This is a genomic window from Anisomitus miae (SeqCode) (assembly GCF_054906395.1).
This window is the reverse complement of record NZ_JBRACL010000003.1, coordinates 188,093-210,556: the sequence shown is the minus strand read 5'-3', so window position 1 is coordinate 210,556 and position 22,464 is coordinate 188,093. Positions and strand designations below refer to the sequence as shown.

Annotated in this window: 21 protein-coding genes and 1 pseudogene; 1 reads left to right on the top strand and 21 read right to left on the bottom strand. The window is 32.9% G+C overall.

All coding sequences use genetic code 11. From position 1 onward, the window contains the following. Positions 1-5: 5 nt before the first annotated feature. The 7 genes from AALI31_RS01530 to AALI31_RS01500 all read right to left on the bottom strand — a co-directional run bounded on the left by AALI31_RS01530 (position 6) and on the right by AALI31_RS01500 (position 8,636). Positions 6-1,634 (bottom strand): glycoside hydrolase family 13 protein, encoded by a 1,629-nt coding sequence (locus tag AALI31_RS01530; protein WP_489884762.1) that lies wholly within the window; start codon positions 1,632-1,634, stop codon positions 6-8. Between the two features lie 260 nt (positions 1,635-1,894). Continuing rightward, positions 1,895-2,770: a YitT family protein gene (locus tag AALI31_RS01525; protein WP_489884761.1), complete on the bottom strand. Its 876-nt coding sequence runs from the start codon at positions 2,768-2,770 to the stop codon at positions 1,895-1,897. Positions 2,771-2,994: 224 nt separating this feature from the next. After that, positions 2,995-3,438 (bottom strand): hypothetical protein, encoded by a 444-nt coding sequence (locus AALI31_RS01520; protein ID WP_489884760.1) that lies wholly within the window; start codon positions 3,436-3,438, stop codon positions 2,995-2,997. A gap of 50 nt (positions 3,439-3,488) precedes the next feature. Continuing rightward, positions 3,489-4,340 carry an arginase family protein gene (locus tag AALI31_RS01515; RefSeq protein ID WP_489884759.1) on the bottom strand — a complete coding sequence of 284 codons (852 nt, stop codon included), beginning with the start codon at positions 4,338-4,340 and terminating at the stop codon, positions 3,489-3,491. A 110-nt stretch (positions 4,341-4,450) separates the two neighbouring features. Continuing rightward, a complete protein-coding gene (locus tag AALI31_RS01510; RefSeq protein WP_489884758.1) occupies positions 4,451-4,573 on the bottom strand; it encodes a hypothetical protein in 123 nt (40 codons plus the stop codon). A gap of 63 nt (positions 4,574-4,636) precedes the next feature. Continuing rightward, positions 4,637-6,652, bottom strand: coding sequence for a hypothetical protein (locus tag AALI31_RS01505; RefSeq protein WP_489884757.1), 2,016 nt, complete (start codon positions 6,650-6,652; stop codon positions 4,637-4,639). 1 nt (position 6,653) lies between these two features. Beyond that, complete coding sequence (locus AALI31_RS01500; RefSeq protein WP_489884756.1) at positions 6,654-8,636, bottom strand: efflux RND transporter permease subunit; 1,983 nt, start codon at positions 8,634-8,636, stop codon at positions 6,654-6,656. Positions 8,637-9,138: 502 nt separating this feature from the next. On the opposite strand from AALI31_RS01500, the gene AALI31_RS01495 reads away from it, so the two are divergent. Continuing rightward, positions 9,139-9,657: a TetR/AcrR family transcriptional regulator C-terminal domain-containing protein gene (locus AALI31_RS01495; protein WP_489884755.1), complete on the top strand. Its 519-nt coding sequence runs from the start codon at positions 9,139-9,141 to the stop codon at positions 9,655-9,657. Between the two features lie 676 nt (positions 9,658-10,333). Here AALI31_RS01495 and AALI31_RS01490 read toward each other — a convergent pair. The 14 genes and pseudogenes from AALI31_RS01490 to cls all read right to left on the bottom strand — a co-directional run bounded on the left by AALI31_RS01490 (position 10,334) and on the right by cls (position 22,425). Continuing rightward, positions 10,334-10,600, bottom strand: a complete 267-nt coding sequence (locus AALI31_RS01490) for an aldo/keto reductase (RefSeq protein ID WP_489884779.1) — start codon at positions 10,598-10,600, stop codon at positions 10,334-10,336. A 60-nt stretch (positions 10,601-10,660) separates the two neighbouring features. After that, complete coding sequence (locus tag AALI31_RS01485; protein WP_489884754.1) at positions 10,661-11,176, bottom strand: aldo/keto reductase; 516 nt, start codon at positions 11,174-11,176, stop codon at positions 10,661-10,663. A 69-nt stretch (positions 11,177-11,245) separates the two neighbouring features. Further along, complete coding sequence (locus AALI31_RS01480) at positions 11,246-11,764, bottom strand: aldo/keto reductase (protein WP_489884753.1); 519 nt, start codon at positions 11,762-11,764, stop codon at positions 11,246-11,248. After that, positions 11,749-12,093 (bottom strand): aldo/keto reductase, encoded by a 345-nt coding sequence (locus AALI31_RS01475; protein WP_489884752.1) that lies wholly within the window; start codon positions 12,091-12,093, stop codon positions 11,749-11,751. Before AALI31_RS01475 ends, AALI31_RS01480 begins: the two co-directional genes overlap by 16 nt. Positions 12,094-12,145: 52 nt before the next feature. Beyond that, positions 12,146-12,856 (bottom strand): nitroreductase family protein, encoded by a 711-nt coding sequence (locus tag AALI31_RS01470; protein WP_489884751.1) that lies wholly within the window; start codon positions 12,854-12,856, stop codon positions 12,146-12,148. Positions 12,857-12,966: 110 nt separating this feature from the next. After that, positions 12,967-13,866: an alpha/beta fold hydrolase gene (locus AALI31_RS01465; protein WP_489884750.1), complete on the bottom strand. Its 900-nt coding sequence runs from the start codon at positions 13,864-13,866 to the stop codon at positions 12,967-12,969. Positions 13,867-14,335: 469 nt separating this feature from the next. Continuing rightward, positions 14,336-14,575 (bottom strand): hypothetical protein, encoded by a 240-nt coding sequence (locus AALI31_RS01460; RefSeq protein ID WP_489884749.1) that lies wholly within the window; start codon positions 14,573-14,575, stop codon positions 14,336-14,338. 68 nt (positions 14,576-14,643) lie between these two features. After that, entirely contained in the window at positions 14,644-15,027 is a 384-nt protein-coding gene (locus AALI31_RS01455) for a hypothetical protein (protein ID WP_489884748.1), read from the bottom strand. Between the two features lie 117 nt (positions 15,028-15,144). Beyond that, positions 15,145-15,762, bottom strand: a pseudogene (locus tag AALI31_RS01450) (flavodoxin). Positions 15,763-16,277: 515 nt separating this feature from the next. After that, complete coding sequence (locus AALI31_RS01445; protein ID WP_489884778.1) at positions 16,278-16,373, bottom strand: hypothetical protein; 96 nt, start codon at positions 16,371-16,373, stop codon at positions 16,278-16,280. Further along, positions 16,343-16,963 (bottom strand): hypothetical protein, encoded by a 621-nt coding sequence (locus AALI31_RS01440; protein WP_489884747.1) that lies wholly within the window; start codon positions 16,961-16,963, stop codon positions 16,343-16,345. Before AALI31_RS01440 ends, AALI31_RS01445 begins: the two co-directional genes overlap by 31 nt. 392 nt (positions 16,964-17,355) lie before the next feature. Beyond that, positions 17,356-19,131: an oleate hydratase gene (locus AALI31_RS01435; RefSeq protein ID WP_489884746.1), complete on the bottom strand. Its 1,776-nt coding sequence runs from the start codon at positions 19,129-19,131 to the stop codon at positions 17,356-17,358. Positions 19,132-19,294: 163 nt separating this feature from the next. Next, on the bottom strand, positions 19,295-19,861 hold the full coding sequence (locus tag AALI31_RS01430; protein ID WP_489884745.1) for a TetR/AcrR family transcriptional regulator: 567 nt from the start codon (positions 19,859-19,861) through the stop codon (positions 19,295-19,297). Positions 19,862-20,865: 1,004 nt separating this feature from the next. After that, entirely contained in the window at positions 20,866-22,425 is a 1,560-nt protein-coding gene (gene cls, locus AALI31_RS01425) for a cardiolipin synthase (RefSeq protein ID WP_489884744.1), read from the bottom strand. Positions 22,426-22,464 lie beyond the last annotated feature (39 nt).

Below are 22,464 nucleotides of genomic sequence, written 5' to 3'. Positions count from 1 at the left end.
GATTCTTACCTAACGTAATAAGCGAAACTTTCATAAGGCTTCAGCTTTATATTCCTAAATTCAAAATACTGATCATCATAATTTGAAATAATTTTCTCGTATGGAGTAACTTCTTGAAAATCAAATCGAGTTTCCCTATCATAAAAATTACAAACTACAATTATCTTATCTCCATTATGCTCTCTAATGTATGCAAAAATTGAAGTATCATTTTCAAGAATCAGCTTACAGTCACCATAAACAATCGTGTCATTGGTTTTCCTAAATTCGATTAATTTCTTATAGTAATATATGAGAGAAGTTCTATCCTCTAGTGCTCTTTGCACATTTACATATTTATAATTTTCATTTACGCCAATCCAAGGTTCTCCTTTTGTAAAACCTCCATTTAGACTTTCGTCCCACTGCATTGGCGTTCTTGCGTTATCTCTTCCTTTAGTTTTTATGGAGAGCATTATATCACTTTCACTATATCCATTTTGGATTCTTTCTTTATAAATGTTTAAAGTTTCTATATCCCTGTACTGAGCTATATTTTGAAAATTCGCATTGGTCATACCTATTTCCTCTCCTTGATAAACGTAAGGTATGCCTTTCATAAAATGCAAAACGGTAGCGAGCATTTTCCCACTAAGAATTCTAAACTCTTCATTCAAATCATTACCCCATCTCGATATAGCTCTAGGCTGATCGTGATTACAAAAATAAATAGAATTCCATTCATTCTTTTCAAGATGCGTTTGCCATTTAGTCATGACTTTTTTAAAATCTACGAAATCCAAATCCCTAAGATCCCATTTGCTTTTTCCCTCTTGCTGATCCAAAGAAACATGTTCAAATTGAAATACTGTATGAAGCTCTCTCCTATCTGGATTTACAAAAAGTTTGGCTCTCTCAATTGTAACTCCTCCTGTTTCACCCACAGTAAACAAATCATATTTGCCAAAAGTTTTTTCATTCATTTCTTTTAGATATTTATGAGTCTTCTCTGTATTCCCAATGAGTTTATTGTCTACGTCTTTACCTATTAGATCTATAACATCCATTCTAAATCCATCTATACCCTTATCTATCCAAAAATTCATCATGGAAAAAATTTCATTTCTTACATTCTCATTGTCCCAATTTAAATCTGGCTGCTTCCTCGAGAACAAATGAAAATAATACTCATCACTCTGCCCGTCATATTCCCAAGCCGAGCCTCCAAAAACTGATTTCACGTCGTTAGGAATTCCCTCTTTTGCACTTCTCCATATATAAAAATCTCTATAAAAGTTATCTTTAGATTTTCTAGACTCCTTAAACCAAAAATGTTCATCCGACGAGTGGTTCACTACCAAATCAATGATTATTTTTAAATTCCTAGATTTACATTCTGATATTAATTTTTCCATATCTTCCATAGTCCCAAAATCTTTTGAGATATTCCTGTAATCGGAAATATCATAACCGTTATCGTCCATAGGAGATTCGAAGATTGGTGATAACCACAAAATGTCTATACCGATAAATTTCAAATAATCCAATTTGGAAATTATTCCATTTATATCACCAATACCGTCGCCGTTTGTATCTAGAAAACTTTTTGGATAAATTTGATACACAGTTGAATTATGCCACCATCTTCTATCCATAAAATAACTCTCCCTTAATTCAAATTTTTAACACTCACAATCTTACCATATCACAAACTGCATAACACCAAAATAGTTTTGAGAATTTTCTAAATCTTATTTTTATTTTTAAAACAAAAAAAGATGTAAAAATTTACATCCTCTAACTTTTAAAATATAAACCTTCAAAATCGTATTTACTCAAAACGCAAAATCCCAAAATCATAAATTCATAAAATGGCAAAATGACAAAATCGTAAATTCGCAAAATTACACAATTATTAATCTTGATTTCCAGGAAACACATCTACAACTTCGTTTATAGTTATATAAGCTTTGGGATCAACGTAATGTACAATTTCTTTCATCTTTGTTACTTGGAAACGGTTAATCACAAAGTAAACAACTGTTTTATCGGTATTGGAATACCCACCTCTAGCTTCTATTCTGGTAGCTCCTGTCTCAAACTCTTTTGATAATTCATGTATAATCTCTTCGGGTTTAATAGTTATTATAATAGCAGCCTTTGCTCTATCAATACCCTCAACTACAAAATCAATTGTCTTTAAAGCTGCTCCATAGGTTACAATCGAATAAAGCGGCAATATCCAACTTTTCAAAACGAATCCACAAATAATGTATAGAAAAACATTGTATACCATACAAAAAGTTCCAACAGTTATGTTCAAGCGTTTAGAAAATATAACTGCCATGACCTCAATTCCATCCATAGCACCTCCGGAACGTATAGCTAGTCCACTTCCAATTCCAGAAATAATTCCACCAAATAATCCACACAACAACAAATCTTCACCAGCTAAAGGAGATGCAAAAGAAACATCAATGGGCAATACATCGGTTACCAGATATGATACCAAAGAATAGATAGCAACAACATAACACGAATACAGAGTAAACACTTTTCCTTGTTTTTTCAGACCATAAATAAACAATGGCAAATTTAAAATTATTAAAAATAAAGATAAAGATATTGGATAAGGTACAACCTGAGAAAGCAACATGGACATACCCGAAACTCCACTATCATAAAGCTGTACTGGGTACAAGAAGAAAACCACACCAAATGCATTTATTATCCCAGCAACTGTCAGTATAAATATATTTTTAAATCTAACTTGTTTAAACACGGTATCCATACAATCACCTCCTATACTAACATTATAAATGATATATAGTCACCATTAAAATAATTATCATTTAAAAACACAAAAAGAGCTTTGGATAAATTCCAAAACTCTTTTTTGCAATTTTATGACTTGAGGATTTTGTGATTTTACCTTTTTACAATTTAGAGAATTTACTTTTTTCAGTTTTTATTATTTTAGAAATTCTATGATGCATTGAAATTTAAGAAGAAAATTCATTTACTCAAAGTCTTTTTTTGAAAAGTACGCTTCCCACAACAAGGACATTTCATATATCTTGTCCTACCTTTATGAATTGCAAAATAAACAGATTTCAATTTTGGCACATAACGCTTACGGCAACTCTGACATTCATAATATCCAACTGACTGTTCAATTTTAAGTGCTATACTGATGCCAACAATAAAAATAAAAGAAGATACCATAATCAAAAATATTCTTAATGCCAAATTCTGAATTGCAAAGCAAGCAACAGGAAAAATAATTAAATAATTTATTGCAGATAAAAGACCTATGACGACCTCAAGTCTTAAAATCTTCCTATTATATATCTCTTCTTGTTTTCTTAATTCAGAAACGTTATCTCCCTCACTCCTTTTATAAGAATTCGCATTAGTTTTCCTATAAATTTGAGATTTATCATTTATAGAATTTCCCATAACCAAACTCACCCCTAGCTGTTTTAAAATATCCAAAAAACTTAAATTAATTATTTTGTAAACAAAGCCATCTTTTCAAAAGTTTTTCGCAATCCATGCTCATCGAATGGAAGATACTCAGCAATAGTGAAACCAACAATCTCTGACTCTTTTTCAATTAACTGAAGTACATCTGAAATCCTTTCAATTGTAAATTTTCCTCCACCAGATCCGTCCCCAACGAGAGAAGAATTCGTGAAATATGTTGAATGAAAAAATCGTTCATCAAGAGAATCCACATCAAAATGAACAAGAATATATCGAAAACGTTTTATAAAAGATTTGATCTCATTATCTGTAATAAGCTCCTTATCCTGAATTCTATAATTTATACCTGTATCATTTAGAAACTTCTCTTGATAATCGTGAAGTTTCTGAAGCCCAACATACAAAACTTCATCTGGCTTAAATTTAGAATTCTTCATCTTCAAAGATAAAGATTCTGATCCACGTCCAAGCATACTTCCCAATACCATAGCATGAGCAAAAGGATATCCATCACCTACCGTTGATACATCTGGATGAGCATCAATCCATATGATCCCTATATTTTCATATTTTCCATGCAAATAATCAAAAGGAGCAAGCGATACTACACACGTTCCTCCGATTGTAATTATTTTATCTGGATTCTCTTTTTCTATCTTACTTTGAGCATCCTCTATACCAAAAAGTACTTCGTTCTCCGCATTAATTCCATTAATTATCTCTTTCGGTTTACCATCAGGTGGGGTTATTGAAACTTTAATGAGTGGTTGAGTACTGTTTGGTGGTAAGATATATTGAAGTAACCCTGCTCCAAAATAATATGTATCTAATCCCCCACTTAAATAATCTGGATAAAGTAATCTTATTATTTTCATAATCAATTTCACCTCGAGAGTAATTCTGAATTCCGTTGTTCGAGATACAAAAAACTAATATTTACAAAATTCTCTTTTGACAAATCTGAACAAGCTCCAATTATATCATATTAAATATCCAGTATCAATTTAAATATTGTTCTTAAATCCATCTTCCGATTATCCATAAACACAAAATCCCAAATCCATAAATTTAAAATCCTCAAAACTAAAAACTCTAAATTCAAAAACATAAAAACACCCCATTACCAAAACATATTTTGATAATGGGGAAATTCAATTCCATATTTTTCAATTTAGTTTAATCTAAACAGCCTCATTAACTTTTGCCAAAAATTAAAATTCTCTTCAACATTTGTGACTTCATTTACACTCTCTGGTTTTTCAATAGCATCAGTCTTATAAACAAATTGAACTGATTTAATATTAGTATTTTTGCTAGATGTAAATGATTTTAATTCTCCTTTATCTCCACGAAAATCAGATAACATTTCATTCACCTTATCCTCAATGCGAGTATCTAAATTTGAAGTTCTATCTTTTAACTCAGCAACTCCGTTACTAAGCTTTACAGAACCTTTGTAAAGTTCATCAGTTCCATTGTAAAGTTCAGACACTCCACTAAGGAGCTTATTCATATTTGTAGAAATCTCATCTGAACCTGTCTTCAATTGCTTACTCCCGTTTGAAATTTCGGATATACCATCAGATATTCTTTGAAAACCATCGACTAAAGATTTCACCCCTTGGCTATATTCAACAAACCCACTATCCAATTTTGAATACTCGCTTACAAGTTTGTTTATACCATCAGAAAGGGCTCTGATGTTATATACCATTCCACTAAGTGATGAAGATAAATTTTGAATTCCATCATTAAAGCTTCTATATTTTGTCTCAAGGTCAGAAACTCCTTTTACTAATTGTGACATTGAAGCTTCTAGAGTATTTAAATAAGACTCAGTCCCATTAATAGCCTCATTGTTTGCTGACATTAATTTAATAACATTACTAAGTTGCTCAATTTGCCTTTGCAATTGTATCACATTCTGTTCTTGACCTTCTACTTCTTGTATAGCTGAAATGTTATTTTGCAATGTTCTAATTTGATCATTTAGTGTATTGATTGCCTGAGAATTCATTTCCTTCAGTTCGTCAACGTCCAATCCATTTTGCTTCATTGTGGATTTATATTTAGAGCTTCCTACACTTTCGTAAATTTGATTCATACCTCTGCTAAGCTCCTCTATCCCTTCCTTTATTTGAAGTGAAGCTGATGTTAATTGACTAATGTCATTAGCAGTAGCAGACACATTCGACAATGCTTCTTGAATCTCTTTCAAACCTGAATTGAATTGAGTTGAACCTGATATAATTTCATCTGATTTATCATTTAAAGTACTTAGCCCATTTTGAATTTCGCCTATTCCTTCTTGAAGACTTGATATACCATTACTCAATAATACGATAGAATTACTTAACTCTGTAGTTCCTGCACCCAACTTCTTTACTCCATCATTTAAAGTGGAGGTTGCAGTTCTAAGATCTGAGCTACCATCTCGAAGTTGAATAGCACCGTTATTTAATTCTGTTATTCCATCTTGAAATTCATCAAACTCACTCATTATACTCGACGTGTCAACATCTATATTCAAATTCATACTTATACCATTTACTTCTATAGCATCCATTTCAAAGTCAACTACATTTGCAAAAATTTCAACATCCAAATTCTCACCAGGCAAAACCGTATAAAGAATTTGTTTATTCTTGCCTACATTTACAATCGTTGAACCTTCTGCAATAATGTTACTAGCCTTAGTTGTATCGAATAAAAGAGTCGTCTGCAATGTGAAATCATCGTATGACGTTCCCTCATAATTATCATTTTTATAAATCTTCAATTTAATTTTTAAATTTCCACTTCTGCCAGCAATCTCATTAGGGGTATACTCCTGATTATCTAGGTAATAATTAATTGATATATCCCACGGAATTTGTTTATCTTGCATCTTACCTTGATAATAAACCTTCTCACTTGTACTTGAAAAAGTTATAGAATCATCTTTCACACTTATCGGATCATCTGTTGTGAGCATTTTCACTTCTGAATAATTTCCATAATCAGTAATCTCTCCTCCACTAAAAATATTAACTACATAGATATCTTTAACAGAACCGTCTGAGTTTGCCATAATGTAAATTACTTCTTCTTTTGCAGAACTATTTTCATTAGCGAACGTAGATGTTATTGGAGAAAACACAATACAAGTAGTAAGAATTACGGATAATAACTTTTTTGATTTTTTCATATTACAACTCCTCCTTATCATTTAAAAACTCAGTACCCTTTGTAGTTCTTTCGATAAATTTATCTAAGACAAATAGCATACCTGGAAGAACAAAGAAAACAATTATCATTGAACTCAATGTTCCCTTTCCTAAAAAGATTCCCAGTTGAGACAATATACCATGAGTTGATATATTACCAAGAACAAATCCAACAATTGTCAATACACTTCCTGAAGTCAATATTGAAATTGTAACTGAACTAATAGTATCAATTACAGCTCTTCTCTTATTCATAGCCTTCCTATTTTCCAAATACCTATCTGTTAACAAAATAGCATAATCAACAGTTGCCCCCAATTGTATGGAACTAATTATCAAATAAGCAATATAGAAAATTGAAGAATTATTAAAATACGGTATAGATAAATTTATCCATATCGCTGTTTGAATACACAATATCAATATAAATGGAAGAGTTATTGATTTTAAAGCAAATAATAACACTACAAAAACAGCTCCAATTGCTATTACATTTACTTTAACCATATCATCTGTCACTGTTTTCATTAGATCGTAAGTGCTAACTCCTTCGCCTGCCAAATAATACGAATCAGGATAATACTCACCTGCTATTTTTCGAATTTCCTCAATTAAAGCAAAGGTTTCTTCACCTTCGAAATCAACATCTAAAGAAATCACTATCCTCCTATAGTTGTTTGATTCAAGTTTGGATAATATCTTATCACTAAGATAAGCCACTGGGATTTCCAAACCAACGGTATCCACATATGAAATAATGTCAGTAACTTGAGGTAATTTCTTAAGTTCATTAGATAGCATTAGTTCATTAGACGAATTGCCTTTAGGTACTAATAATACATAGGTATCCCTCTTGCCAAATGTACTTTCTATTCTTTGGGTATCTGTTCCAAACTTTGTACCTTCACCAAAAATGTTAGAAGAACCATAATAAAAATCATTTGCTTTGGATGCAAGGAATGAAGGAACTATCAATATCACAAATATACAAATCATTGGCACTACGAGTTTAGTTATCAATTTTCCAAACCATCCAAAGCTCGGAAGGAAAGGTCTATGTTCAGTCTTATCAATAAATTTATAAGTAGATAAAATTATAGGAGGCATAAGCACAAATACAGTTATCAAACTTATCCCTATTCCCTTAGCAAGTGCAAACCCAAGGTCAGGTCCAATTCTAAATTCCATAAAAGCAAGAGCCAAGAAACCTATTACCGTAGTTACACCACTAGAGAATATAGAACTTGTTGATTTTATTAACGCCATTACCATTGCCTCTTTCTCATTCGAAGTGTTCTTCCTATATTCCGTAAAGCGATGAATTAAAAATACAAAATAATCTAAAGATATAGCCAACTGTAAGATATTGCCTGCAGCATTAGTTACAAATGATATCTCTCCAAATATCAAATTGGTACCGGAATTTATAACAACAGCCGCTCCTAACCCAATCAACACAATGAATGGTTCTGCCCAAGAACCCGTCGTTAAAATTAAAATAATAAATGTAAATATAACCCCTATCACTGCGATTTTAGGAACTTCTTCCAATGTACTCTCAGTAGATACTGCAGTTGAAACATCAGCTCCTGACATTGCGTTATCGTATCCAATCAAATTTCTTATGGCATCAACTGCTTCAATCCTTTTGTCATCTTCCAATGTAACTGTATATAAAGCACTACCATTTTTATAATAATTCTCAACTGTTTTAGTATCCATTGCCTCCAACGGAATCGATATATCTACAGAATCATCAAGCCAAAGAACCTCTGAAACTCCATCAATTTTTTCAATTTGTCTTTTGTATTCAAGGGATTCATAAAGAGTAACATTTTCAATCATTACCCTTGCCTTAGGAATCCCTCCTGAAAATTCACTTTCCATTATTTCTAAAGAAACTGTAGACGAACTATGAGAAGGCAAATAATCATTTATATCGTAGTTAACCGAAACTAACGGCATTAAAAATAAATATATGAGAAAAATAATACCAAAAATAATAATTATATTTTTAGAGTTATTCACTATTTTCTCATAAAACTTCTGCATATCAATTTCCTTTCATTATCTATAAATTTTTACTATAATTGTTTTGAGAACTGTACATCAACACACAAACACAGTCCTCTTGGTACACAAAATGACTAAATCAAAAATCGATTGTTACAATTACAAAAATGACTCAAAATATAAATCCTTTTTGCAATTGAGAATAAGTTACCTTCACCTCTTTCCATAATGCTCAATATAGATTTTAATAAAATTTCAAAACTGTACAATGGTCAATAGATTAATGGTTGAGTAAATTTTGGACAAATGCCCAAAGTTGTATAACAAATTTATCCAACTTCGATTTTTGATTTTAGCAGATTCCTATACAAACAAATAGAAGGTGATCAAAATCAAACATGAAATTACTACCCTAAATACTAAAAATTTAATCGCAAATTCTCTTAAGAATTTTATGAAAGTTAAACCTCTCTCAAAAATAACAGTAAAGGATGTAATAACCGATTGTGGACTTAATAGGAAAACATTTTATTATCACTTTGAGAACATATACGACTTGCTTGAGTGGATTCTCAGAGAAGAGGCTATCAGAGTTGTTAAACAATTTGACTTATTAGTCGATTACGAAGATGCCATTATCTTCGTTATGGATTACGTTGAGAAGAACAAACACATTCTAAATTGTGCATTTGACACTATGGGAAGAGAAGAAATGAAGCGTTTCTTCTATAATGATTTTGTTGATATAATACGTTCAATAATCGATTCAATAGAAACCACACTAGGACTTAATGTGAAAAAAGACTACAAAGATTTTGTATGCGACATGTACACGGAAGCCCTAGCTGGTATGTTAATCAACCTATTTAGAAATAACCAGAATCAGAATAAGGCAGACGCTGTTAAATACATTTCGATAATACTGCGTTCATCCATTCCTGAAGTTTTAAAATCTGGTTCCGAACTATCATAAGTGTTTCAACACAAAAATAAATCTCTCCTTGCCTGAAACAATAACATCTTTAAATGAATATGTGTATCTAAAATTGTAATTCCAGTATTTACTCGTTTCATTTTACTTTCCCAGAGGGAGCCTTCATTAATAATTATAAAATCAATGTTATTGAATTATCGGTAACGGACAACGCTTTTTATCTTTTTGATTTTTTGAATTTTGCATGATACACTAGTTAGTCGATAAGTGAAATTAATATTCCTCTGAATGAAGTCGAAGCAACTTTGTTGTCCAAGTTGTAAGCGTACTAATCTCCAAGCTATAAGTAACACCCATACAAAAGGTGTAAGTGGATTAAAGGTTTGCTTATTTGGTTTTGTGTGCAAGGTGTGCAGGCATATTGATAGGATATGTTATAGATATTCTTATTGGGTGGTCTGTGAATCTTAGTTTTTAGGTATTGTTATTGACAATACTGCTCATTTTAGATGGATCAATTCAATTATTTATAAAATCTATTTAATAAATTCACTTTAGCTGAATGTCTTTAAACGCAAAGTTAAAAATCCTTAACACTTATTCCATTACAGCATGTGCTTCCAAAAATAAAAATCCAACCTACTGAAAATAGGTCGGATCTTTACAGAAAATTGTATACTCATATTAATATCTAGAGCTAGACTTCATTTTAAAATTAAAATGTTTCCAAAAGCTCAATCATCTTAGGATCATAATGGTTAAATCCACTGACATTATATCCTCTGTCGAGTTTTTTAATTTCATCCATTTCATTTTGAGAAAGTGCAAAATCAAAAATATCAAAATTCTCTTTCATTCGATCAACGTTGCTTGATTTTGGAATCCCAATAATATCTCTTTGCATAATCCATCGAAGTATAATTTGTGCAGCTGTCTTGTTATGCGTCTTGGCAATCCTATTTAATACTTCATCATCAAGAATTCCTCCACTTGCCCTTCCAAGAGGCGACCACGCTTCGAGTTGAACATTGTACTTCTTCGCCTACTCTTCAGAAATCCAATTTTGATTATAAGGATGAATCTCCCTCTGGCATACTGTAGGAATTACACCATTCCTAAGACATAAATCCACGAGTCTATCATCATAAAAATTAGACACACCAAGTGCTCGTATCTTACCTTCCTTATAGAGTTCTATCATTGCCTTCCAAGAACCATAGTAATCACCGTAAGGTTGATGAATTAAATAAAGATCAACATAACTGGTTTGTAGTTTATTGAGCGACAATTGAAAAGCCTCTTTTGCTTTTTCATATCCTGAATCTTTATACCACAACTTTGTAGTTATAAAAAATTCTTCACGATCAATTCCACTATCCTTAACTGCTTGTCCAACAGATTCTTCATTCCCATAAATAGCAGCCGTATCAATTAAACGATATCCGATATCTATTGCATTCCTTATTGCCTTAACAGTATCGTCGGCATTAGTCATCTGAAATACTCCAAAACCAAGTTTTGGCATCTTCAATCCATTATTTAAGGTTAAAAATTCCATACTTTTTCTCCTTTCTTTAAATAGAAATTCTACTAAGTTATAACTTTAAGACCCCACTTCATTAAGTGACTAAAACTTAAACGAATGCAACCTTTTAACAAATTCAGGATCAAAGTGATTGACAATCTCACTATGACCAATATCCATAGTCTTGATTTTATCCATATCATCCTGTGACAGTTCAAAATCAAACACATCAAAATTCTCTTTCATTCTATCTTCATGCACAGTTTTAGGAATAACAATTACTCCCCTTTGAATGTTCCAACGAAGTGCTACCTGTGCAGCAGACTTTTTATATTTTGAACCTATACTTGTGAGAATTGGGTCATTGAAGAAATCTCTATTGCCTTCATTGAATGGTCCCCATGCTTCTGGCAGTACTCCATATTCTTTCATCATTTCTAAATTGAGTTGCTGTTGAAAAAATGGATGCATTTCTACTTGATTAATCATTGGCTTAATCTCAAAAGTCTCACAAACATCAACAAGAACATGCGGATAACAATTTGACACACCGATTGCTCTAATTTTACCTTCTTTGTAAAGTTTTTCAATACCCTTCCACGCACTCACATAATCACCCATAGGTTGATGCAACAACATATAAGATCAATATAATCACATCCTATACGTTCAAGCGTGCGATAGGTAGCCTCTTGTACACCCTCATATGAAAAATCATGCATCCAAAGCTTACTCGTTACAAAAACCTCTTCCCTCGATATGCCACTTTCCTTAATCGCATCACCGACTGCTTTCTCATTCATATAACGCTGGGCAGTATCAATCAGTCTATATCCAACCTTTAGTGCTGAAAGAACTGCTTTCTTTGCATTTTCATAATCCGGTATTTGAAACACACCAAAACCAATTATAGGAATTTCAACCCCATTATACATAGTCAAATGTTTCATAACAGCCATCCCCTTTCCCTACCCTAAGATTCAAGATTGCCTTCTCACATTTTCATTTAATCACATATCTTCCACCATTTTCAAGATGAAAACTTCCATTCTTAGCTCCAATCTCAAAATGGAGCATTGCAATTCCAAGATTAACAAGATCCCATTGATCTTCCTCATTAACTGACATTGTAATAATTTCATCTTTTATGTTAAGGACTGGACTTTGTTTGTTAACTGCACTTGGTGCAAGCTTTACAGCCTCCATTCCATCGACTACAAATTGAGGTATCGTAGAATCAGAAATAATACGACTATTGATGTTTTTCCTATTTTTACTTCTCATCACAGCACGAAGTGCCTTATCCTTAATAGAATTCTCAATATTACCAAAAGGTATAACACAAACTAATTCTTCTCCATCTTCAATTGTAAAAATACTGGCATCATATGTTACTCCAACCCAGCAAGCTCCAAGACCTAAGTCAGTAAGCTTCAAAACGAGCTCCTCTCCATAGTACCCAATTTTAATTCTTAAATTCTCCTCACTGGTTTTGCCTTTCATAACAAGTATCGAACGAACATTAGTAAAAACCCCATAACTTTTTTTAAAATTCTTGAATGCATCTCCACCATCTTCAATAAATTCAATATCCAAACCTGATCTTTCATTAATTTCATTAACCCAAGTTTTTATTTTAAGAATATTTTCATAACTTACAGGTATTTTCGTATAGTTTCTTCTTGAAATCCTTTTCTTGATTGCCAAATTCACGCAAATATCCCCTCTCAAAATCATTAATTTTAAAAACTCATATTGCTAACCAGCGACAAACATGATGATAATGGATATACATTTAAAAATCTACCACTAAAAGGTTAAAACTACGAAACCAAAAAATCCAAAATATCTTTGTAAATATCTTTAAGTCCAATTTCATTTAACAATTCATGTCTTTTATGTTTGTAAAGTTTGCTCAAAATATTTTTATACCCCAATCCATTCAAAAAATCTTTAAGCTCATAAAACTTTTTCTCACTCTGAATTACAGGATCATCAGCTCCTGCTATCAAAAAAATAGGTAAAGATGGATTCTTTACATCCCAATCTTGTTTGATGAATGCTTCCTTTAGCAATTTATATAAATTAATAAATCCATTTGTCGTAAATGTAAATCCGCACAAACCATCTCTATTATATTCATCTACTGTTTCAACATCAGAGCTTATCCAACCATTCTTAACATCGCATCCTTTGTTATAGGCTCTTAGAGATAGTTTATCCAAGAATTTATTTGGATCATATTTGCCATATAATGTTTTTGTAATCGTCGCCAGAGTTAAGGCAATATTCACAAGTCCATTTTTCGTAGGAGGACCACACAAAATAATTTTATCAATTTGGTCATCATACTTTTTTAAATAATTCCTAGCAACCAAAGTCCCCATACTATGACTGAAAATTGAAATACCAAGCTTTGTATATTTGGCTTTTATGTACTCCGTCACTTGAAATGCATCATCAACGATGAAGGAAATATCCTCGGTGTAAAAATACCCAAGATGGGAAGAGTCTTTTACACTTGCGCCATGACCTCTATGATCGTGAATGACACATACATAACCACGAGCAGAGAGATAGTCCATAAATTTAAAATAACGTTCTTTGTGTTCTGACATGCCATGAACAAGTTGAACAATACCAATAGGTGTGATTTGAGGACCACTAATAGCCATTTCAAGTATCAAATTGTCTTTTGAAGATTGTATTTTTTCAATTATCATTTACATTTACATCTCCTTTGACTTTAATCTCAAAAGCCGTTTTATTATCTACAAAAATGTTGAGAGCCTTTTTATAAAACCTTTCCAAATCTTTTTGGATTTCACAATACAGCTATAACCCTGCCAATATAACTTTAATTTTTTAAATTATTTTTCCTCATTAACGAAATATTATAGCTTTCTTCAGAAATTATCACTTTGAAATATTATACCACTTCTTAATCCTTTGTTAAAATATAAAACCCAACCACCTACTGTTATAATATCTGTTCTAAAAAAATCCTATAGAAGATTTACTCATCTCTTATTTTAGATTTCTCATAAAATAATTTAATAGAAATTAATTTTTTATGATCTCGACAGTGCTAACTACTTTACCTTCAGAATGAAAATATAAAAAGGTTAATCTAGACAATGTAGATTAACCCATGAATATAAAACGTTTTACATTTTGTGAATTTTAAATCACTTAGCTTCCAATATTTCTCGATTTACTTTTTCCGTTTACACGGACATACCACCTTAAAAATTCAGTAAAGTAATGTCCTACAAATACAAATAGTGCCATTATTGCAATATAATCTGAAAGGAAAGATATCAAAGGTTCTTCGAAATCAAAAAATACAAAATGATGCCTAAGAAACATATAGTTCCCAATATCTCTTTTGATAAATGCTAAAACACCATAGACTGCTAATAAAAATCCCATAAACCGAAATACCCAAACAAATCTTCCCACTTGTTTATTAAAGTGCTTTTTAAAAATTCCTATCATCATCAACCAATGGAAACCATATGCATACTCATTAAAATATAACCGCTATATGCACATACCATATGAATATTTCTCATAAGCAAACTCCCAATACGAATTTGCAAAAATGAAAAAATCGTCTGAGATAAAATGATTCCACTTATCATGGAACCTAACATCGTTACTAGTATACAAATAACTAATGCTGTTTGAAAAACACGGACCACCGTATAACGCCCTTTAAAAATATTCAATATCCATTTTCCATTCATAAAATGGTGAATGATAAAAAACACAAACATCGCTATCCCAATCCACTCATGGATTGCTTGACCAATTAGTTCGTAAGTCATTAGCAATATCAATATTACAGTCATGATAAGGTCAATTGCTATTTTTATCATCATTTTCGATTTTATTTCCACAACCTCCTTTGTTCTTTCTTACAAAACATGTAGATAAGTTCAATTTACTTATGTGATCATGCCCTCTTGAAAGATCCACTTTATGTAATGTGCTTCACCCTATAATCCCAAATCTTTCACCCATGATATTACATCATTCTCTGAAGCTCCAGATCGGAATCGACGTCCCTCTTGCCAATCACCAGTTCCAGATATTTTTGCAAGGAGCTCACCACTCTGTCTCATGCCAGAGCTAGTGGAAGTTGCAAAAGGTATAACTACCTTACCCGTAAAATCATTAGTTTCAACAAACTCATTAACTGGCCATGCAGCAATTCCCCACTAGATCGGATATCCAATAAACACAGTATCGTACTCACTCCAATCATTAACCACCATAGATACAAGTTTCACATCTCTCTCATTTTCATTTCTATATTCCTTTGTTACACGACTATTGTCATCTCTCCAATTTAAATCATCACTGTTATATGGATTGATCGGTTCAAGTTCAAACAAATCTCCTCCTATAGTATCTGCAATCACATTTGCCACATCTTTGGTACTTCCAGAAGCAGAGTAATAAACAACCAACTTCTTTTTACCAGACTCTTTCAACTCAGAAGTTACTGAATTTTGTGTTTCTAAAGTTATAGATTCACGTGAATTATTTTTGCTACAAGCAGCAAGACATAACACGAATACAAAACTTAAAATCAAAGTAATCAGTTTTTTCATTTTTATTAACTCCTTTCATGATTAAAAACACTCTTTGAATATCAAAAATATTTCTTCATGAATCATTTTCTTATAACATTCACATATAATTTTACAAAAATTAGCGATAGATTTCAAATCAATATTCTCATACAAACCTAATCCATGTAAAGAAGTAGGTAACCCAATTCTACAATGAAATCTTTCAACACCTCTATGCTAGAAAAACAATCTCCTAATCCGATTTTCCCATCAGCAGAAATTGCCCAAACATTCAAAGCCAGTACGTTTACCTAAATTTGATAATACGGTTTTTGCCATAGTCGACTCCCACATAAGATTGCTTCTTGCAATATAATCTTCTGGGTTATGTATAACAACTCGTACATCTCGGATTACACCACACAGTTTATAACCACACCACCGTTTACGCTCACTACCAGTACCTGCACTGTCACAATAACACAAAGATGTAATCAAGGAAATCCGAATTCAGATAACATTGTTATCTTCCCGCTCAACATTCTTGGTTTTTATCAGATGTAATCCTCATGATGCATTCTCTCAAACAATTTAACGCATATAATCTCCTCTAATAAATTTATCTGTTCCATAACAGCAACCTGAGTAATATATGCTTCTTCCGCTGCCTTACTAAAACTACCGCCCTCTGACTAGATACCCTCGATATCGCCTCATCTATCCTCTCTATCGCTTCCTCCGCATTCCCTACTCCTATCACATCTATTCCTCCTAGCCCTAACTCCCTGCTCCTCATGTTACCCACGCTCAATCCTATCATTTGCTCCCTATTCGCTCCTACTTGTAATCTTATACCTTCTTCTTCTACCTTAACTTCGTTGCTGAAGGTAAACCCTCCACTCTTTCCTGTATCTATCTTTGAATCCAAGTCCTTTAAATTTAACGTTATTCCTCCTAACTCAAATGTCTCATCAGCTTTAGGAGTATCTAATGTGAAACTATCTAATAAATATTTCTTTCCTCCATTAAACTCTGAATTGTCAAATAATTCAATCGTTACTGCATCTCCTTGAGCAGCGTGTGTTAACTTGAATTCAAACGTCCCCTCCCCTAATTTCAATAACTCTTCTCCTGTACCTGCAAATATTGCTTTTAAATTATCATTAGTTATACCAGCAGTATTAGTATTAGTTCCTTGTTTTACCTCATACTCCTTCCCTGATATATTCCCATTCAACACCTTGTTAGTTTAAAGTTCTAGCTTGTCCTCACACGTATCTCACACAAATCTTCCACACATCTCCAAATCTATCTAAATCTTTATTGTTATTTACACTTTTTTCAACTTATCAATTTTATAAACAATCATATCAACCATGATACAGCAGGATATAACCGCAAAATAATAGAGATCACTCAGTAAAGTGATTGATTGACCAAGATTATCATCTTCAAAGATAGTTCATCGTAGATTTCAAAATCTAAGATCACAATTAAATATTAAGTACTAAACCTACACATGCAGAAACGCCTCTGAACCTCAGTTGGTCTAGAAGCGTTTTTATTATTTCCCTTCTCCAATGCTGCTGATAGCAGTATAAGAATCCTGGGATATTATAAAATTTTTTATACTTAGATCACATGATACTCTCGCAGAAGTTTTTCAATATCGGTTCCCTTGATAAAGTTCAGTGCTTTTTCTACAACAATTTTTTGTTTAAAACTGAGCTTCATATCAGTTAAAGGAGCACCGTCACGCATACTGATCATTGCCTTTAGAAGATCTCGAATATCATAAATGCTTCCCCAAACCTCCGGCACGCCACGATCCACATTCATCAGAGTATAAACAGCAACCATCGCTGTTCGCATGGAATACTCTGTTGTAAATACTGTATCCCGTGGTACCTCAGCAAAATTTCCAATGAAAGCAAAGTTTATAGAACCTTTTGGAACAACATCTGGTCGATCTCCCGCTGCACGCGGCATAAAATACGAACTTGCAAATGGCATCATAACAGGAATTGTTTTTGCACTATTCTCTGCAAGTTCTTCAATTTGATCAACTGGCACCCCGATATGATAGAGCCACTCCATGCAGATTTCCTTACCCGTACAATCACGCATATTCTTTTTCACATAATCACCAAGCCGATTCGTATATAATCCGTAAAGCCAAATCAGGCACTGGTCTTTAGGCTGCGAATGGAACTGTGGCTGACGGTTGATCGTCCAACTTAAAAGCCATCCTGAATCTCTTGCGGTAACGATTCCACCTGTCACAACCTTACCTGAAAGAGGATCACGTTTACATATATTCCTGATATATGGCAAAATCTTATCATCCAATGTATTGACAGTAACCCCCATCCAGTTGCACTCCTCTGGATTTCCATAAAACTTTTCTGGACGCCCAAATGAAGAATCCTGTGCAGCGATTTTACGCCATAGATCAAATGATCCACCAGCACGAGGTTCTTTAATATACTCGCAAGTCTTATTCTGACCACCTATCGAAGAATTCTCTACATTACTACCGTTGGTGATGAACAAATAGTCATTTTCCGTAAGATCCAAAAACTCTTGATTCCCATCAGAAAGGAGTTCCACACGTCTTGCGATCTTTTTCTCGCTGCTTATTTCAAACTGCACGTCCATAACCTGCGTATTAAAATGAAACTGTACTCCGTGGTTCTCCAAATATTTTACCATTGGCATGATCATTGATTCATACTGATTGTATTTTGTGAAACGAAGAGCACGCAAATCTGGAAGACCGTCAATATGATGAATAAATCGTTGCATATAACGTTTCATCTCCAAAGCACTGTTACAATTGTAGAAAGCGAACATTGTACGCCAATAAGTCCAGAAATTACTATTCAGCACCTCGTCATCCAAAACATCAGTAATTCGCTTTTCCTCTAATTCCTCGTCCGTCATAAAGATCATGCGTGTTAACTGTAGTGCAGCTTTGTCACTTAGACAAAACTTCCCATCTGTATGTGCATCCTGTCCTCGCTTCTCCGTTACACGACATAGAGAATAATTTGGATCTTCCTTGTTGAGCCAGTAATACTCGTCCAAAACACTCACTCCCTCTGTCTCTATCGAAGGAATAGATCGAAACAAATCCCACATAACTTCAAAATGATTATCCATCTCACGTCCGCCACGCATAACGTAACCAATTTCAGGATAATTCCACCCATCGCATGCTCCACCAGCTATAGGATCACGTTCAATAAAGTGTATGTTCTTACCAGGCATCTGCGCATCCCGTACAAGAAAACACCCTGCCGAAAGAGCTGCCAGACCTGAACCGATAAAATAGGCTGACTTATGCTCTATCCCTTCAGGCTTTTTAGGACGGGCAAATGCCTCATAATTACCACTTGAATAATACATGTGAATACCTCCTTGAATTTCATCGTAATTTCCTTTCGGTATATCTAGATTTTACTCCTCGTCAAAAGGCATCACAATAAACAAAGCATCCCAGATATCGAAAATTCAGATATCCAGAATGCTTTGATGAATTTTACAACAAAACCTTTCGTTTGTCGAAGGTTTAACTATATTTATCAGTTCGACACTTTTCCAACATACGCAAAATATCTCCTCCAATAAATATACTGAGACGTTCAATGATTTTCTCAGGAGACGGTTTCATATCTTGTTTAATCCAGTCAAGCATGATTCCAACAAACGCAAATTTATAAAAATCAGCAATAAATCGTTTATCTTCATCTCTGACGGTCATTCCTTGTGAACACTCATTAACGACATTAATTATCAATTGATATACTACTCGATATAGATACTGTATAATTTGCTCATGACTTACATGGCGATAAACATTCAAAATTAACGGTCTATTCTCTTTTACAGCGTGAAAAATGTTAAGGAATCCCTGCTCCCATGTATCATAAGTTTTATTTCCATCCATAGCCTTTCGTGAATCCTCTTCACAGGACCACTCGATCAGATCATAAATATTTTGAAAATGATAATAGAATGTAGCTCTATTTACACCACAGTCTTCGGTAATATCGTTGATTGTAATTTTATTAACAGGTTTTTTCAAAAGTAAATTCTTCAACGAATTTTCTAATGCCTTTTTTGTGATTTCTGACATAGTACCACCTTTAGAATAGATTTTTATTTTACTTTACAGATCTTTCTGTAATGATATTGCTTTTATTATTTGGTATTCAAATAACTGTTACAACCCCATCATAAAAATATTCATACCACTGATTCAATCCTATACAAATTTTAGTCAATAATTTTATCAGAGCGATTTTTGATAACTAATTATTTCTCAAATACTGATACTCAAATGATCAAAAAGCTTTATTTTACACTACTTTTTCACACCTTGCAGTTTAGCTTTCTATATCAATGCTACACACAAAAGTACTCTCATTATTCTAACAAAGTTCCCCTGTCTTCCTATCACTGAAGTGCATTGGAAAACGAAACTTTATATGTTTAAGAAATCTTACATATGGATACTCCTGCTCATAAATATCCACTTATTTTACAAAATTATTCTTTCTCAGTACAATAGAACTCACAATGTAACCTATAAAAATAAATTGCTAGGCATTCCCTTCCAATATTTTATATTATTGGATATTTATCTAGAAATTCTCTGTATACTATTTTTCTTGACTATACTGCTGATAGTAAAGTCCCAACTATACTATCATCTTATTAGGAAGATAATCAAAACGGAAAGTATTTACAAATACCTAGAAAAAATTTCCAAAACGTTTCCTTAGGATATTTTCAACATAGGGAAAATCAAGTTTACAGATGAATAACCATAAAATATAAAAAATACTCTACCAATATCCTTCATATTAAATACATATAAAATTTATACCAATCTCTTACAGACATAAATTTTACAAATCATATACAAAAGAAAAAAATATACTAGATAATCATTGATAAATTTTAATGTAACTGACATACAGAACAATTTCTTTTTGCTTTAACAAAATATCGTTATCGGATTTTATTTACAACTAGAAGTAAGCTTACTGAATATGCTGTATTTCCATTAGATGAGATGGCTGGTTCTTCAGTACTATTCAAACTGGTTTCCGCTCATTTAACAATGTCCAAGACATTTTATAATAATCCTGCAAATAGTCTCATAAATAAATGTCCTAAACGCAGATATGCACTCTGTCCTATACGATATTCTTCTGTCACTTCCCGACAATCATCCATTGTTGCCTTCATATCATCTCTTATATCTAATACTACCTGACTGTTTACTATAAAACATCCATTTTCAAAATGGTGATATAGACTCCTGTAATCAAGATTTATCGTTCCACAGGTTGCCATACAATCATCTGCCACACTCATCTTAGCGTGACAAAATCCAGGTGTCCATTCATAGATCTTTACCCCATGCTTAACCAGTACATGATAAAAAGAACGCGTAATATTATAAATAAATTTTTTATCAGGAATCCCCGGTGTTATGATTCTGACATCAATTCCCTGCTTTGCAGCAAGACACAAAGCATGCGTCATCTCATCTGTTATAATCAAGTATGGTGTCATAAACCAACAGTATTTTTCAGCCTTATTTACTATACTAATGTAAATTTCCTCACCAACTCGTTTCCCATCCATAGGACTGTCCGCATAGGGTTGAATAAATCCTGTCCCCTTTACATGATAATCCGGTTGTAAAAGATACTTCTTAAAATCAATATCATTTTCTTCCTCATTACTGATAGCATTCCACATTTCTAAAAAAGTTATTGTCATAGATTGGACAGCCTCTCCTTCTATACGAACACCCGTATCCTTCCATTGTCCATACGGATGCGTATAGTTAAAATATTCATTCGCCAGATTATATCCACCTGTGAAACCCACTTTCCCATCAATGACCGTAATCTTTCTATGATCACGGTTATTTAGGAATACATTCAATATCGGTGTAAATGGATTAAATACTCTGCACTTAATCCCAAGCTGCTTCATCTTTTTGACAAAATTTGTATTGATAAATCCTATGGATCCAATATCATCATACAAGATACGAACCTCGACTCCTGCTTTTACACGTTCCACCAATACTTCCTGAAACTCTTGCCATGCCTTGTCATCTTCGATTGCATGATACTCCATAAAAATAAATTTTTTTGCCCTTGACAAATCATTAAGCTGTGCTCTCAAACCTTTTATCGCCTCGTCATAATATGAAATATCCGTATTCTGATACACTGGATAATACGTGTTTCTCTGGATATATTCACTTATATTTCCTGCTTTTGGAATTTTATCTCTGATTTTTTCCATGCATTCATTATTTTTCGGAAGCAACGGCAACAGTTTTCTATCGATATGTTCATATCGCTGTTTCATTTTATATGTACCACCATTTAGTCCGATTAGAAAATATAGTGACACTCCCATAACTGGAAATGTAAGAATTAAAATTATCCAGGGCATTTTCATAGAAGAAGTTTTGTCGGCTGAATACAACGACAAAACCAAAATTACTGCTAATAATCCTGTGATTATATTAACAGCCTCTGCATATTCATTCAGTTTCGTAAACATATTTATTATAAATATCGCCTCCAGCAAAATACAAAATACTGAAAAGCATAGTCTCTTTACACCATTTTTCATAAGTGCTCTACCTTCTAAGGTTTTTTGCTTCATACAAATTATCCCCTTTTTAAGTCTCTATATTTTTCCATA

What these genes read in the sequence shown, in the direction of transcription:
- AALI31_RS01520 (WP_489884760.1), bottom strand. Translation starts at nt 3,438, where the DNA reads ATGGGAAATTCTATAAATGATAAATCTCAAATTTATAGGAAAACTAAT.
- AALI31_RS01480 (WP_489884753.1), bottom strand. Translation starts at nt 11,764, where the DNA reads ATGGGTGATTATGTGAGTGCGTGGAAGGGTATTGAAAAACTTTACAAA.
- AALI31_RS01465 (WP_489884750.1), bottom strand. Translation starts at nt 13,866, where the DNA reads ATGATAATTGAAAAAATACAATCTTCAAAAGACAATTTGATACTTGAA.
- AALI31_RS01475 (WP_489884752.1), bottom strand. Translation starts at nt 12,093, where the DNA reads ATGAAACATTTGACTATGTATAATGGGGTTGAAATTCCTATAATTGGT.
- AALI31_RS01495 (WP_489884755.1), top strand. Translation starts at nt 9,139, where the DNA reads ATGAAAGTTAAACCTCTCTCAAAAATAACAGTAAAGGATGTAATAACC.
- AALI31_RS01485 (WP_489884754.1), bottom strand. Translation starts at nt 11,176, where the DNA reads ATGGAATTTTTAACCTTAAATAATGGATTGAAGATGCCAAAACTTGGT.
- AALI31_RS01455 (WP_489884748.1), bottom strand. Translation starts at nt 15,027, where the DNA reads ATGATGATAAAAATAGCAATTGACCTTATCATGACTGTAATATTGATA.
- AALI31_RS01430 (WP_489884745.1), bottom strand. Translation starts at nt 19,861, where the DNA reads ATGTCAGAAATCACAAAAAAGGCATTAGAAAATTCGTTGAAGAATTTA.
- AALI31_RS01510 (WP_489884758.1), bottom strand. Translation starts at nt 4,573, where the DNA reads ATGTTTTTGAATTTAGAGTTTTTAGTTTTGAGGATTTTAAATTTATGG.
- AALI31_RS01500 (WP_489884756.1), bottom strand. Translation starts at nt 8,636, where the DNA reads ATGCCGTTAGTTTCGGTTAACTACGATATAAATGATTATTTGCCTTCT.
- AALI31_RS01530 (WP_489884762.1), bottom strand. Translation starts at nt 1,634, where the DNA reads ATGGATAGAAGATGGTGGCATAATTCAACTGTGTATCAAATTTATCCA.
- AALI31_RS01515 (WP_489884759.1), bottom strand. Translation starts at nt 4,340, where the DNA reads ATGAAAATAATAAGATTACTTTATCCAGATTATTTAAGTGGGGGATTA.
- AALI31_RS01505 (WP_489884757.1), bottom strand. Translation starts at nt 6,652, where the DNA reads ATGAAAAAATCAAAAAAGTTATTATCCGTAATTCTTACTACTTGTATT.
- cls (WP_489884744.1), bottom strand. Translation starts at nt 22,425, where the DNA reads ATGAAGCAAAAAACCTTAGAAGGTAGAGCACTTATGAAAAATGGTGTA.
- AALI31_RS01460 (WP_489884749.1), bottom strand. Translation starts at nt 14,575, where the DNA reads ATGGGATTTTTATTAGCAGTCTATGGTGTTTTAGCATTTATCAAAAGA.
- AALI31_RS01435 (WP_489884746.1), bottom strand. Translation starts at nt 19,131, where the DNA reads ATGTATTATTCAAGTGGTAATTATGAGGCATTTGCCCGTCCTAAAAAG.
- AALI31_RS01525 (WP_489884761.1), bottom strand. Translation starts at nt 2,770, where the DNA reads ATGGATACCGTGTTTAAACAAGTTAGATTTAAAAATATATTTATACTG.